Source organism: Corynebacterium yonathiae, from assembly GCF_027570195.1.
GTDB classification, from domain to species: Bacteria; Actinomycetota; Actinomycetes; order Mycobacteriales; family Mycobacteriaceae; genus Corynebacterium; species Corynebacterium yonathiae.
This window is the reverse complement of the sequence record NZ_JAKMUZ010000005.1, coordinates 84,751-99,002: the sequence shown is the minus strand read 5'-3', so window position 1 is coordinate 99,002 and position 14,252 is coordinate 84,751. Positions and strand designations below refer to the sequence as shown.

13 protein-coding genes are annotated in these 14,252 nt (G+C 57.1%); 8 read left to right on the top strand and 5 right to left on the bottom strand.

Annotated features, from left to right (window positions below):
* Positions 1–60: 60 nt before the first annotated feature.
* Both L8V22_RS03840 and L8V22_RS03835 read right to left on the bottom strand, forming a co-directional pair.
* On the bottom strand, positions 61–597 hold the full coding sequence (locus L8V22_RS03840) for an isochorismatase family protein (protein WP_238799382.1): 537 nt from the start codon (positions 595–597) through the stop codon (positions 61–63).
* A 38-nt stretch (positions 598–635) separates the two neighbouring features.
* On the bottom strand, positions 636–2,123 hold the full coding sequence (locus L8V22_RS03835) for a leucyl aminopeptidase (protein ID WP_238799383.1): 1,488 nt from the start codon (positions 2,121–2,123) through the stop codon (positions 636–638).
* A gap of 103 nt (positions 2,124–2,226) precedes the next feature.
* Between L8V22_RS03835 and L8V22_RS03830 the strand changes: the two genes are divergently transcribed.
* On the top strand, positions 2,227–3,324 hold the full coding sequence (locus L8V22_RS03830) for a branched-chain amino acid aminotransferase (RefSeq protein ID WP_255711641.1): 1,098 nt from the start codon (positions 2,227–2,229) through the stop codon (positions 3,322–3,324).
* Positions 3,325–3,331: 7 nt separating this feature from the next.
* On the opposite strand, the gene L8V22_RS03825 is transcribed toward L8V22_RS03830, so the two are convergent.
* Entirely contained in the window at positions 3,332–4,126 is a 795-nt protein-coding gene (locus L8V22_RS03825; protein WP_238799385.1) for a nicotinate-nucleotide--dimethylbenzimidazole phosphoribosyltransferase, read from the bottom strand.
* Between the two features lie 11 nt (positions 4,127–4,137).
* A complete protein-coding gene (locus L8V22_RS03820; protein WP_238799386.1) occupies positions 4,138–4,830 on the bottom strand; it encodes a DUF3043 domain-containing protein in 693 nt (230 codons plus the stop codon).
* A gap of 141 nt (positions 4,831–4,971) precedes the next feature.
* Here L8V22_RS03820 and L8V22_RS03815 point away from each other — a divergent pair, with 141 nt between their 5' ends.
* Positions 4,972–5,316, top strand: a complete 345-nt coding sequence (locus tag L8V22_RS03815) for a HesB/IscA family protein (protein ID WP_005324455.1) — start codon at positions 4,972–4,974, stop codon at positions 5,314–5,316.
* Positions 5,317–5,381: 65 nt separating this feature from the next.
* Here L8V22_RS03815 and asnB read toward each other — a convergent pair whose 3' ends face one another.
* Positions 5,382–7,304, bottom strand: a complete 1,923-nt coding sequence (asnB, locus tag L8V22_RS03810; RefSeq protein WP_238799387.1) for an asparagine synthase (glutamine-hydrolyzing) — start codon at positions 7,302–7,304, stop codon at positions 5,382–5,384.
* Between the two features lie 390 nt (positions 7,305–7,694).
* Between asnB and ctaC the strand changes: the two genes are divergently transcribed.
* The 6 genes from ctaC (at position 7,695) to qcrB (ending at position 14,157) form a co-directional block, all read left to right on the top strand.
* Positions 7,695–8,768, top strand: coding sequence for an aa3-type cytochrome oxidase subunit II (gene ctaC / locus L8V22_RS03805; protein ID WP_238799388.1), 1,074 nt, complete (start codon positions 7,695–7,697; stop codon positions 8,766–8,768).
* A 19-nt stretch (positions 8,769–8,787) separates the two neighbouring features.
* Complete coding sequence (gene ctaF, locus L8V22_RS03800) at positions 8,788–9,219, top strand: aa3-type cytochrome oxidase subunit IV (RefSeq protein ID WP_238799389.1); 432 nt, start codon at positions 8,788–8,790, stop codon at positions 9,217–9,219.
* Positions 9,220–9,765: 546 nt separating this feature from the next.
* Positions 9,766–10,377, top strand: coding sequence for an aa3-type cytochrome oxidase subunit III (gene ctaE, locus L8V22_RS03795; protein WP_430516378.1), 612 nt, complete (start codon positions 9,766–9,768; stop codon positions 10,375–10,377).
* Positions 10,378–10,430: 53 nt separating this feature from the next.
* The gene (gene qcrC / locus L8V22_RS03790; protein WP_238799390.1) at positions 10,431–11,318 is read left to right on the top strand and encodes a cytochrome bc1 complex diheme cytochrome c subunit; all 888 of its coding nucleotides are present in this window, start codon (positions 10,431–10,433) and stop codon (positions 11,316–11,318) included.
* A complete protein-coding gene (gene qcrA / locus L8V22_RS03785) occupies positions 11,315–12,535 on the top strand; it encodes a cytochrome bc1 complex Rieske iron-sulfur subunit (RefSeq protein WP_238799391.1) in 1,221 nt (406 codons plus the stop codon). The genes qcrC and qcrA overlap by 4 nt, the downstream gene beginning before the upstream one ends.
* Positions 12,535–14,157: a cytochrome bc1 complex cytochrome b subunit gene (gene qcrB, locus L8V22_RS03780; protein ID WP_238799392.1), complete on the top strand. Its 1,623-nt coding sequence runs from the start codon at positions 12,535–12,537 to the stop codon at positions 14,155–14,157. The genes qcrA and qcrB overlap by 1 nt, the downstream gene beginning before the upstream one ends.
* Positions 14,158–14,252 lie beyond the last annotated feature (95 nt).

Sequence of the window (14,252 nt, the reverse complement as noted above, 5' to 3'; positions counted from 1 at the left end):
AGAGACGCCTGCGGCCCTCGGACCACTTTCGGTTCGAGGGCCGCAGGCGTTTTCTTTTGTCTAGCAGATCGTAGCGCCGGCAGCAGCCAACTCTTGCAACGCCGCCTCGCCGCGAGATTCGTCTACCGGTGAGCAATAGTCACGCAGAACTCGGACGGCAAAGCCCTCCTTAAGGGCGTCGGCAGCCGTGGCGCGCACGCAGTGGTCCGTGGCAATTCCCACGATATCTACGGCATCGGTGCGGTGCTCGCGCAACCAGTCCGCGAGCAAGGTTCCGTTCGCAGCACCCTCAAAACCGGAATAGGCGGCGGTGTATTCCCCTTTGCGGAAGTAGGCTTCGGCCGGTCCGATCGCTTTATGCATGGCCGCGCCGTGGGAATCGGCCACACAGTGTACGGGCCAAGAATCGACAAAATCCGGGTCCTGAGAAAAGTGGGAACCCGGATCGATGTGCCAATCCTGCGTGGCTACGACGGTCTCGTAGTCCTGTTGCAGGGAAGCGATTTTTGCAGCGACCTCATTGCCCCGCTCGGTACCCAAGGCACCGCCGGGGCAGAAGTCATTTTGTACGTCAACGATGATTAAAGCAGGCTTCATGCCTTTAGGATTTTAACCCCATAAAGCCTGCTGCGGCGCTAGTTTAATTCAGCAATTTCGCGCAGTGCAGCTACCACCGTGCGGGTGGGCACGCCCGTGCCCATCTTCGGGGTGTATCCATAAGCGCCGGTGGTATTGAAGGAAGGGCCGGCCACATCGATATGGGCCCATTCGATGCCTTCGCCCACAAAGTTCTGGAGGTAGGTCGCGGCATATTCCATGCCGCCCTCACGCTTGGCGTTGATGTTTCGAATATCTGCGCTGGCGGACTTTACCGATTCCTCGTGTTCTTCCAGCAATGGCATAGCCCATGCCTTTTCACCCACCTCGCGACCGATTTCGGCCATGCGGTCACGGAATTCCTCCGAGCCCATAACGCCGGCGGTGCGCTCACCTAGGGCGACCATCTGGGCGCCGGTCAAGGTAGCAGTTTCAATGAGGTAGTCGGGGTTGTCTTCGCTGGCGCGCGCAATGGCGTCAGCAAGCACGAGGCGTCCTTCAGCATCGGTATTGAGAACTTCGGAGGTAATGCCGCCGTAGTGGGTAATTACATCGCCCGGGCGGGTGGCATCGCTGCCCGGCATATTTTCTGCTAGTGGCAGGGTAGCGGTGATGCTGACCTTGAGGTTCAGTTTTGCTGCGGCGATGATGGCGGCGGCCATAGCAGCAGAACCGCCCATGTCAGAGATCATGTCCCACATCTTGGCGCCTGGCTTCAAGGAAATGCCGCCGGTATCGAAGGTGATGCCCTTGCCTACTAGGGCGACGTGGCGCTTGGCCCTCTTAGGCTTCCAGCTCAAGCGGACTAGGCGTGGCGGGCGTGCGGACCCGCGTCCGACGGCCATGATGCCGCCAAAGCCCTGCTTTTCCAGCGCCTTTTCATCCAAGATCTCCACCTCAAGGCCCACATCTGCCGCTTGAGTAGAAAGGAATGCGGCGTAAGTTTCTGGGTAGAGCAGGTTGGAAGGAGTATTAACAAGGTCGCGGGCGATGAGAACGGACTCGGCAGTAATCTTTGCGTTCTCGAACTCCTCTTGGGCGGACTTCTCCGCCACCACGGTGTAGGTGGTAGCCTCCGCAGCCGACTCGGAGCGCAGGCCAGAGTATTTATAGCCACCAAGGATGAGGCCTTCTACCACTGGGGCGACGCCAAAATCGCCCAGAGAGGTGGCTACGGCCTTCACCTTGGTAATAGAGCGAGCTGCCTGGCCGGCAGCACGTCGTAGCGTTTCATCGTCAACTTCTTCCGCATCGCCTAAGCCAACAGCGATGATGGAGGCCACGCCCGCCTTGGCGGGGGCCGGAACTCGCGTGACCTCGCCGACCTTGCCGGAAGCCCCTACGGCTACAAGCGCCTCGTAGGTGGAACGCAGCGCGGCGCCGCCTAGCAAGGTGGTGCCCGGCAGTTCTAGGCCGCTTTCGCCCTCGAATGTGGCGATGAGTAGTGCTTCCGCCTTCTTGGGAGCCTTCTTTCCCAGCTTTACCTGGGGAAAGTTTCCGCGTGCGGGCAGGTCGGTCGGTGCCATTTTATCCTCCTTTATGGAAAGGCTTATCAATCTTCCCTCCACTGTACCGCGTGGCAGTGAACTAATTCCTGCCTTGTAATAGATAAAGGGGTAGATTGTGGGCATGCTTGATTACACGATTACTCGTACCGATAGCCCCACCTCCGTTGAAGAACTCAGAGACATCCTTGCCAACCCTGGCTTTGGCAAGCACTTTACGGATCATATGGTCACCATCGACTGGACCGAAGAAAAGGGCTGGCACGATGCTCAGGTGCGCCCATACGGGCCAATGACGATGGACCCAGCCAGCAATGTATTCCATTATGGCCAGGCGATCTTTGAGGGCATCAAGGCTTACCGCCAGTCTGATGATTCCATTGTTACTTTCCGCCCAGACCAGAACGCCCAGCGCTTTATCAACTCTGCTGAGCGTCTAGCCATGCCGGAGCTCCCGCAAGAAGAATTCATCGAATCCCTGCGCCAATTGGTTGCGGCGGACAAGGACTGGGTGCCGGAAGCTGGTGGGGAAGCGGCGCTGTACTTGCGTCCTTTTATGATCTCTACTGAGGTCTCTCTGGGAGTTCATCCGGCCAATTCCTACCGCTACGTACTGATCGCCTCCCCAGCGGGTTCCTACTTCAGCGGTGGCATCAAGCCGGTATCTGTCTGGTTGTCCACCGACTACGTTCGCGCCGCTCCCGGTGGCACCGGCGCGGCTAAGTTTGCGGGAAACTATGCAGGTTCGCTTCTAGCTCAGGCCCAAGCGGACGAAAAAGGTTGTGACCAGGTGGTCTGGTTGGATGCCGTTGAACGCCGCTACATCGAGGAGATGGGCGGAATGAACCTGATGTTTGTTTATGGTTCTGGTGACAATACGGAGATTGTTACCCCAGAACTATCCGGCTCCTTGCTGCCGGGTATCACGCGCGAATCTCTTCTGCAGGTTGCCCAGGATTTGGGCTACAAGGTCACCGAGCGCCGCATCACTACCGAAGAATGGCAGCGCGATGCGGAATCTGGCGCTATGTCGGAGGCCTTTGCCTGCGGCACGGCCGCGGTCATTACCCCAGTGGGCCGGGTAATGGGGGAGTCTGCGGATTTCCAGGTTAATGGCAATCAGGCGGGCGAGATCACCATGGCCCTGCGTGAGCGCCTCACCGGAATTCAGCGCGGTGCCGTGGAGGATACCCACGGTTGGCTCCATACCCTCGTGAAATAGGCCTCCCTTAGGCGTCCGAGGCGATCTCCACTCCGGTTAGCAGCATCGGCAGCGCCGCGAGGGCACCGAGCGCGGGCTCCGGCTCCATTCCCAGCTCATGCAGGGGGTGGAGCCACAGTTTTTCCAGCGCCAGCTGGTGAGCAGGAGCAGCAGAGAGGGTGGTGGCGAAGAGCCACTCTTTAACGCCAGGATTGTCGCGCTCGGCAAGGAGGGCAGCGGTGGCGGTCAAAGGGGCATCGATAAGCAGAGGCGTGCGTCGTTCTGCAGCCCGGGTAATAAAACCCACCGCAGCTGCCAGCACTGCGGAGTGGCAAGATTCAACCAGCTCCATGCCCTCGAGGTTGCGGGCATGGAACATAGCATCGCGGATTTCAGTGACCTCACGCTTCCAGTCTTCTACGCTATGCTGCTTGCCGACGATCACTACGGGCTCCGTTTGCGTCAACGTCGCCATGACCACGGCTGGCACTCGGGCGCTTTCGACGCCCCCCGGAATAATCAGGTCCGCGCCGGCATCAATTTCTGCATCCGCAGTAGCGGCTCCTAAGCCGTATGCTTGGGAAAAATTCGTCACCGTGACTACATTCAGCCCGGCCTCCGCCCGTCTGGCGGCGATTTCGGTGGCCGCAAGGGGGGTTTCCTGCTTGGCGAAAATAACGCCGCGTACTCGTTGTGGCTCGCGCGCGGGGGCAGTGCCTTGGCAGGCAGCTAGCCATTGGGCGGCGTCGGTTAGGCGCCCAAAAGGCGCGAGCTGCGCATCGTTTTCGGTACGTGCCTGACTATCGGGCTGCGGAATAGCCATGAGCAGACTCCCTAAACGTCAGCGCCGAGCTCCACGCGGGGGCGCGGGATGCGCCACTTGCGCGGCTGGCTGGCGCGGGAATAAGCATAAAAGCCAAGGCTGAAGCCGGCTTCGGTGGTGCCGGGGAACTTGGCGCGCACAGCATTATTGCAGCGGCGGGCCAGAATGACGCCCTCAATGGCGAAGATAATCAGGATAACCATCGCTACTGCGTTAATAATCGTCGCAATGCTGGGGACCGCGTAGGTCAAGAACATGACCACGATGAGAACCAAGGCCATTGGCATAACCCAGTTGCTCAAGCTGCGGCGGGCATCTACCCAATCGCGCACATAGGCGCGCTCGGAACCCTGGTCGCGAGCAGGAAGGTAGCGTGGATCGCCATCTGCCATGCGGGCTTGCTGCTCGCGATTCGCCTGCTGGCGCTCTTGGCGCTCCTTTTTCTTAAATTCCTTCCACTCGTCCTTGCTCATGGACTTCTTCATGTCCTTGCGGTGCTGGTAGCGCTGTGCTTCAGACATGCCATGGGGATCGCGCTTTACGCCACGTGCAATCTCTTGTTCTGAGCGCTTTGGCGTAGGACGACCCTTTGGTGGGGTATAGCCCTTGCGCTGGGGCTGGTCCTGAGCATCGTCCTGCGCTTTCTCTTGCACAGGGGCGGGCTCAGCGGAGTTCTTATCATCATTTTGCCACGGGAGTTTCACGCTCCTCACACTACAAGGTTTAGATAGGAATAGGGGAATAGGCTCGGCGCCCATGGTGTTGTAGGTATGGGCTACCTTTTCCCACCTGAACTAACCGGGTAGGGTAGTGGCAACGAATCCAATACTTAATGAGGAGAAGTGATGACCGCTCCAGCTTCCGCAACCGGCGTCATTCTGACTGAAGCAGCAGCCGCAAAGGCAAAGGCGCTGCTTGATCAGGAAGGCCGTGATGATCTCTCTCTGCGCATTGCCGTACAGCCTGGTGGCTGTGCTGGCCTGCGCTACCAGCTCTACTTTGATGACCGCACCTTGGATGGTGACAAGGTTGATCAGGTAGGCGGTGTAAACCTCGTTGTGGACAAGATGTCCGTTCCCTACCTGACCGGCGCCAAGATTGACTTCGCTGACACCATCGAGTCTCAGGGCTTCACCATCGACAACCCGAATGCCACCGGCTCTTGCGCTTGTGGCGATTCCTTCAACTAAATAAAGGGCAGAAAAGGGGGTGGGTGCCTGTGGCACCCACCCCCTTTTATATGCGTGGAAAGCTCTTAGAGCTTGACTGGGTAGTCGCGCTGCTCGATCTGCGGATCGATGCGCTTTTCCACAAAAATGCCGTGCCAAATCATAAAGGACAGCACGGTCCACAGGCGGCGAGAATGATCAGAGACGCCGTCGCGGTGCTCCTTGAGCATCTCCAGAACTTCTTTCTTATTGAAGATGTCCTCGGTCTGGGACTCGTTGATTGTGTCCTGGGCCCAGCCGTAGAGCTCATCGCCGGCCAACCAGTGGCGCATCGGCACAGGGAAGCCGAGCTTCTTGCGGTGCAAAACGTGGGCCGGAACGATCTGCTCCATCGCCTTGCGCAGGGCGTATTTGGTGGTGCCGTGAGAAATCTTCAGGTCATAAGGGATAGACTCGGCAACCTTAAAGACTTCCTTGTCCAGGAAAGGCACGCGCAGCTCCAAGGAGTTAGCCATATTGATCTTATCGGCCTTAACCAGGATGTCACCGCGCATCCAGGTAAATAGATCCAGGTGCTGCATGCGAGCGACTGGGTCAAAGTTTTCGGACTGGGCGTAGATGGGTGCGGTCACCTCGCGGTGGTCCCACTCGCGCTTCGCCCACGGAATAACGCGCTGCATCTGCTCAAAATTGAAGGAACGGGCGTTGCCATAATAACGCTCTTCCATCGTCATTGAGCCACGGTTGAGTAGAGACTTGCCCTTCATGCCTTCTGGCAACACCTGGGAGAGCTTGCCCAGCCCGCGGCGCAGTGGGGAAGGGATCTTCTCAAAGGGGGCGAGGGATAGTGGTTCCTTGTAGATGGTGTAGCCACCAAAGAGCTCGTCCGCGCCCTCACCGGAGAGAACCACCTTGACGTGCTTGCGGGCCTCCTGGGCTACGAAGTACAGCGGCACCAGCGACGGATCAGCCACCGGATTGTCCAAATACCACATGATTTTCGGGATAGACTCGGCATACTCCTCGGGGGAGACAATCTTGACGATGTGCTCCACGCCGATAGCTTCCGCGGACTCTGCCGCGACATCGACCTCGGAGTAGCCCTCGCGCTCAAAGCCGGTAGTAAAGGTCAGTAGGTCTGGATTGTGGCGTTTGGCCAGGGTGGCAATAGCGGTGGAGTCAATGCCGCCCGACAAGAAAGAGCCCACAGTGACGTCGGCGCGCATGTGCTTAGCGACGGAATCCTCCAGCGCTTCCGCAATCCGGTTAAAGAGTTGCTGCTCTTCACCTTGCTTTACCTGTTGGATAGGGAAGCGGGGTTTGAAGTAACGCTCGGAAACAACTTCCTCGCCCGGGCGGAGAGTAACAGTGCAGCCGGATTCCACGCGGCGGATATTAGCGTGTAGGGACTCAGGCTCTGGGACGTACTGCAAGTCGACGTAGTGCTCAATTGCGCGACGGTCAAGGCTGAGGTCTAGACCAATTTCGTCTGCCATTTCCAGGATGCACTTCATCTCGGAAGCGAAAACGGTGCCTGCCTCGGTGGTGGCGTAGTAAAGCGGCTTGATGCCAAATTGGTCGCGAGCGGCAAACATCGTCTTGGTATGGGTGTCCCAGATGGCGATGCCGAACATGCCGCGCAGGTGGTTGACTACGTCGTTGCCCCAGTGGTGGTAGCCCACCACAATTGGCTCGCCATCGCCTTCGGTCTGGAAGGTGTAACCAAGGCCCTTGAGTTCCTCGCGTAGCTCTACGTAGTTGTAAATTTCGCCATTGAAAGTCATGGCGTAACGATCGGGCTGGCCCTCAGGACCCCACCGGAGGGGTTGGTGGGAGTGCTCCAGGTCAATAATGGACAGGCGGTTAAAGCCAAAGGCGGCATCGCCATCATGCCAGGTGCCTGCGGCATCTGGACCACGGTGGCGCATGCAGGGCAGGGAACGTTCGAGCGCAGCAACGTATTTATCTACGTTGCCTGTTGCGGCGAGCATGCCAAGAAGTCCGCACATGTAAAGATTGCTCCTTATATATAAGCGTCTATTGCTAGTCACCTACTTTACGGCTCGAGCGACAGAAACCAGAACACGCCACGGCTTAGGGAAAGCTGGCGACTGCCTTGGAATTGGCTTCCCCGATAGGGGTGCGAACTTTCGGATGATGGCCCTGCTGCAAACCTGTGAATTGGCGCACAAGTCTCGAGTTTCGCCAAAGGGTGTAGTTGGGACATTGTGCAGGTGGGGCGGTAACCTACTAGAAGAAGAATATGAAATGAGTGCACTAGGTGCCCTTTTATGCCTTTAAACAGGCTGGGAATCCGGCACTTATCCTCTATTCTGATTGGGTAAGAGTGCTCTGTGAGTATTCGAGAAGTTTTGTGTGGACAGAAAGGCAGAACACACGTGGGACAGCGTAATAAGCGCACCTTTGCCCGTAAGGCGGGCGTAGCTGGCGCACTTGCCCTGGGTGGACTCGCTCTGGCAGGTTGTGACGTTCAGGCGCCAACTGCTGTAGAGAACCTCCTGGGATTTGGTTGGCCGAAGGGCATTACCCCTGAGGCAGAAGCCATGTACAACTTCTGGATTTGGGTCTGGGTTGCCGCATGGATCGTTGGTTTTATTATGTGGGGCCTGTTCCTCACTGCTATCTTCCGCTGGAGCGCGAAGAAGGCGAAGAAGGATGGCAAGGGCGAGTTCCCGCGCCAGATTCAGTACAACGTTCCGCTGGAGATGGTTTTGACCATCGTTCCGATCCTCATCATCATGGGCCTGTTCTTCTTTACCGTTCAGGCTCAGCAGAAGGTCACCGCCTTGGATAAGGATCCGAAGGTCGTGGTCGACGTCACCGCATTCCAGTGGAACTGGAAGTTCGGTTACGCCGAGAATCACGTTAACGGTGAGAACTACGACGGTGCCGATAAGGAGCGTCAGGCGGAAGCAGAGAAGACCGCTCACGACCCAGAGGGTGTGGACAACCCGAACCCGATTCACGGCAAGTCCATGGGTGATCTTTCCTATCTGAACTACAACAAGATTGAGACCGTCGGTACCACCGAAGAGGTTCCGGTTCTGGTGCTTCCCTCCGATACTGCGATTGAGTTCCGTCTCGCTTCCGGCGACGTATCCCACGCATTCTGGGTGCCAGAGTTCTTGTTCAAGCGCGACGTATATGCACACCCAGAAGCAAACGCACAGGAGCGTAGCTTCCAGGTAGAAAAGATTGAGAAGCAGGGTGCATTCGTCGGCCGTTGTGCTGAGATGTGCGGTACCTACCACTCGATGATGAACTTCGAAATCCGCGTTGTTTCCCCAGAGGACTTCAACAAGTACATGAAGTTCCGCGAGAACAATCCGGAAGCCACCAACGCAGAGGCACTCAAGGAAATCGGTCAGGACCCATATGCGGTTACCACCCACCCGTTCTCCGGCGAGCGTGACACCGCTAAGGGTGACAACTTCGTGAACACCGCGGCATAAGAGATAAGGACACAACACAATGCGTGCAACATCGAAAGTCTTTTACTCAATCGCGACGTACCTTTTTGTCTCGCTGATTGTCTACATCTTCGGCGTCACCTTCGTTAAGGATGATGGCTACCTTTACGGCGCTGAGTGGGTCGGCATCGTCGGCATGTTCCTTGCCTTCCTGCTGTGCATGATGCTGGGTGCTTACCTCCACTTCACGGATGACCGCAGTGATGTCCTGCCGGAAGACTGGGAGGAGGCGGAAACCGAAGACGCCGCCGGTATCCTTGGCTTCTTCTCCCCAAGCTCCATCTGGCCGCTGGCTATGACTGGTGCAATTGCGCTCCTCGGCCTAGGCATCGTCTTCCTCTACTTCTGGTTGATTGCCCTCGGCGCCGTCTGTCTCATCGCGGCCTGCACCGGCCTGTCCCTGCAGTATGGCCTGCCGAAGGAAAAGCACTAATTCCTCAACCTGAAGGAATCCCTGCCTAAAACTTCTCCGCCCTCCTAGCTATAAAGGCTAGGAGGGCTTTGGCGATCCGGCGTCGTTTGCCGTGACGAAAAGTTCCCCAGATTTCCAAAAAATTTTGCAACGGGGGAGTGGCGGTGGTTATATGAGCGCGTTGTCGCCAGGTTTTTGCAACTATTCAGGCACGTAAAGGGCAATTTTTGCGGGGGTCGTTCGAAAGTTGTAAACCAGCGCTTTTGGGGTGGGTTACAAATGTGATTTATCTCTCCGGAAAACTTGAGACAGATAGATTGGCGATCGGGAAAAGAAATGGGGAACGTTGTCGAGGTGGACTTGCTGAAGCTGCAGTATAGGGCTCCTCGGGTGGTGTCACCTGCATCGATGGGGTGTCGGAAAGCGGGGCAAAAAGTTCCCGAATAGAAAAATATAATTTCGACAGTCGTCTAGCTGAGTGTTAGCTGCCCAGAGAGTGAAAAACGAATAGATAAAGCGGGGGGAATCGAGGTGACTTCGGCGACTAGAACGGCCATAATAGCCACTGTGACGAGCGTAGTTTCTAACCAAGGTATGACAGCACCACGTGCTGCCTCGCTGAACCGACCCAATATGGTCAGTGTTGGCACCATCGTGTTCCTGTCTCAGGAATTGATGTTCTTTGCCGGGCTGTTCGCGATGTGGTTCACCTCGCGTGCAAACGGTCAGGAAGGCGATTGGGCGGAGCACACCGCCCATATCAACCTGCCCATGGGTTTCCTCATTACGGCAGTGTTGATTTCTTCTTCTGTGACCTCGCAGTTCGGCGTGTTTGCCGCAGAAAGGGGTGACGTTTACAAGCTTCGACTCTGGTACACCGTGACGCTGGTACTGGGTGTTGTATTCCTAGGCATTATGGCGTTTGAGTGGACCGAGTTGATTCACGCAGGTGTGACTGTGCAGTCCAGCGTCTTCGGTTCGGTGTTCTACATCATTACCGGCTTCCACGCTGCGCACGTGACCGCGGGTCTGATTTCTTTTGCAATCATTCTCGCGCGCGTTGCTAAGTCCAAGTTCACGCCGGCGCAGGCGACCGCAGCAATGGCAGTGTCCTATTACTGGCACTTCGTTGACGTTGTGTGGATCGGCGTCTTCACCGTTATTTACTTGGTTCAGTAGCACTGGCCAATCTCCCCAAACAGTCCTCCCGTGTTCGAGTTATCTAAAGGAAAATGATGGATAACAATTCGCAGTCCGTGGCAGTGGAGCAGACCACTGCGACGGCTAAGAAGACCCGCCGTCGCCGCAAGGCGAAGCGCACCCTCGCTGGTGGCTTTGCCCTGGCGATTGGCCTGTCCGGTGCGGGCGTCTTGGCTTCTGCCTTGACCCCGGACGCACAGGTCGCCACGGCGGAAAAAGATGACCAAGCCCTCGTGCAAGAGGGCAAGGACATCTATGACACCGCTTGTATCACCTGCCACGGTGCCAATCTGCAGGGCATCGAAGGCCGCGGTCCGTCCCTCGTTGGTATCGGTGCTGGTTCCGTGTACTTCCAAGTGCACTCCGGCCGTATGCCAATGATGTCTAACGACGCACAGGCAGAGCGCAAGGCACCGCGTTACACCGAGCAGCAGACTCTCGCCTTGGCTGCATATGTTGCAGCTAACGGTGGTGGCGCCGACATCGTCTACAACGACGACGGAAGCGTTGCACAGGAGTCGTTGCGTGGTGCTAACTACAACGGCGAAATCCAGGCAGAAGACGTTGCTAAGGGCTCCGAGCTCTTCCGTATGAACTGTGCATCCTGCCACAACTTCACCGGCCAGGGCGGCGCGTTGTCCTCCGGTAAGTTCGCTCCGGAGCTGGCTCCGGCTAACGAGCAGGAAATTTACCAGGCAATGCTGACCGGTCCGCAGAACATGCCTAAGTTCTCTGACCGTCAGCTGACCGCAGACGAGAAGAAGGACATCATCGCTTATCTCAAGTCTGCGAAGGAAACTCCTTCCCCGGCCGGTTGGGACCTTGGCGCTCTCGGCCCGGTAGCGGAAGGCCTGGCAATGTGGATTATCGGCATTAGCGCCCTGTGCGCCGCCGCTATGTGGATTGGATCGCGCTCATGAGCAATGTGAAGAAGAATTACACTAATGCTGAGCTCGATAAGATGAGCAACGATGAACTCGCTGCTCTAGGTACCGAGCTCGATGACGTCACCGTTGCATTCCGCAAGGAACGCTTCCCGGTAGAAGGTGACCCAGCTGAGAAGCGCGCCGGACGTAACGTTGCCATCTGGCTGTTCCTGTCCGTCATTGGCGGCCTAGGATTCCTCGGCGTTTACCTGTTCTGGCCGTGGCAGTACAAGCAGCTCGGGGAAGAAGGCCATATTTGGCACACCCTCTATACCCCTCTCCTCGGTATTACTGCAGCGCTTGCAATCTGTGCACTGGGAATCGCAATCGTTCAGTACGTTAAGAAGATTCTCCCAGAGGAAATCTCCGTACAGCGCCGTCACGACGGTCCTTCCGAAGAGGTGGACCGCCGCACCCTCACCGCTTTGCTGAACGACTCTTGGAAGACCTCGACTCTGGGTCGCCGCAAGACCATTCAGGGCCTGCTCGGCGGAGCTGGTGTTCTATTCGGCCTGACGGTGATTGCTCCGCTGGGCGGCGCTATTAAGAATCCCTGGAAGGTTCGCCACAACCTGAACTACGCCGGCGACGGTACTCTGTGGACCTCCGGTTGGACCTTGTACAATGAAGGCGTCAAGCTTTACCTGGCTCGCGACACCGGTACCATCGCCGAAAAGCACTCTGGTGAGACCGGCGAGCACTACAGCACTAAGGGCGTTACCCGCCTGGTTCGCGTGCGCCCGGAGGATCTGGCAGCAGGCGGCATGGAGACCGTTTTCCCGCTGGCAGAAGAAGACGTCAACGATGGCGACAAGTACGACGCCGAGCGCGATGTCTACGAGCATCACATGCACTCGATTCACGGAAACCGCAACGCGGTGATGCTTATTCGTCTGCGTCACAGCGACGCACAGAAGGCTATCGAGCGCGAAGGTCAGGAAGATTTCCACCACGGCGACTACTACGCCTACTCCAAGATTTGTACTCACATCGGTTGCCCGACCTCTCTATATGAGGCTCAGACCAACCGAATCCTGTGCCCGTGCCACCAGTCGCAGTTCGACGCTTTGCACTACGGCAAGCCGGTCTTCGGTCCGGCAGCCCGTGCATTGCCACAGCTGCCTATCACGGTGGACGATGAGGGCTACCTCGTTGCACAGGGCAACTTCATTGAGCCTGTCGGCCCGGCATTCTGGGAGCGTAAGTCATAATGAGCAATAAACTCGCCCAAATGGGCAACAACATGGATGAGCGCTATAGCGCCGCCGGCGTGCTGAGGACTCAGCTGAACAAGGTCTTTCCGACCCACTGGTCCTTCATGCTCGGTGAGATGGCGCTGTACAGCTTCATCATTCTCGTACTGACCGGTATTTACCTGGCGCTGTTCTTCGACCCTTCCATTACGAAGGTGATCTACGACGGCACCTACGCACCGCTTAATGGTGTGGAAATGTCCCGCGCATACGCCACTGCACTGGATATCTCTTTTGAAGTTCGTGGCGGTCTCTTTGTGCGCCAGATGCACCACTGGGCAGCGCTGCTGTTCATGATGTCCATGGTTGCGCACATGCTGCGCATCTTCTTTACCGGCGCCTTCCGTCGCCCGCGTGAGGCAAACTGGATCATCGGTTGCGCGCTTATCCTGCTGGGTATGATCGAGGGCTTCCTCGGTTACTCCCTGCCGGATGACTTGCTCTCCGGTGTCGGTCTGCGAATCATGTCCGCTATCATTCTTGGTCTGCCTATCATCGGCACTTGGCTGCACTGGGCAATCTTCAGCGGTGACTTCCCATCTGACCTGATGCTGGATCGTTTCTACATCCTGCACGTGTTGGTGATTCCAGGCATCATCCTGGGCCTGATTGCAGCTCACCTGATTATGGTTTGGTTCCAGAAGCACACCCAGTTCCCTGGACCGGGTCGTGCTGAGAACAACGTAGTTGGCGTTCGCATTATGCCGGTCTTCGCAACCAAGGCGATTGGCATGGGCATGATGGTTGCTGGTGTCTTGGCCCTCATGTCTGGCCTGCTGACCATCAACGCTATCTGGACTCTTGGACCATATAACCCATCTCAGGTTTCCGCCGGTTCCCAGCCAGATATTTACATGCTCTGGACTGACGGCGTAGCCCGCGTTATGCCGGCATGGGAGCTCTACATCGGTAACTACACCATTCCTTCCGCATTCTGGGTCGCCCTGCTGTGTGGCCTCATGGTCGTACTACTTATGGCGTACCCATTCTTGGAGAAGAAGTTCACCGGTGACGATGCTCACCACAACCTGTTGCAGCGTCCACGCGATGTTCCTACCCGCTCCGCTATTGGTGCGGCTGCAATCGTGTTCTTCCTGCTGGTCACCCTGTCCGGTGGTAACGACCACGTGGCGCACTTCTTCCAGATTTCGTTGAATGCGATGACCTGGGTTGGACGTATCGGCCTTATCGTGCTGCCTCCGATTGCTTACTTTATGACCTACCGCATTTGCGTTGGTCTGCAGCGCTCTGACCGCGAGGTACTGGAGCACGGTATTGAAACCGGCGTTATTAAACAGCTGCCGAATGGTGCCTTCATCGAGGTCCACCAACCGCTCGGCCCGGTCGATGCCGATGGCCATCCGGTTCCGTTGGAGTACGCAGGTGCCCAGGTGCCGAAGCAGCTCAACCACCTCGGCCTCGCTGATTCCGAGACTCAGGGCACCTTTAGTCCTGATGACTCGGCACTCATGCACCGTGTACACGAAATCCACACGAATAACCACGAGGAAGAAGCGGAGATGTTCCGCCGCCTCAACGAGGCCAATCGCCGTGAAGATGAGGAAAACGGTCGCATCTAAGCCCCTGGCTTGAGGTTTACTCGAAACTCGCTCACAGACCCGCCCTTGCTCCTGCCATAGGAGCAAGGGCGGGTCTTGCGTATATATTGCTGCTT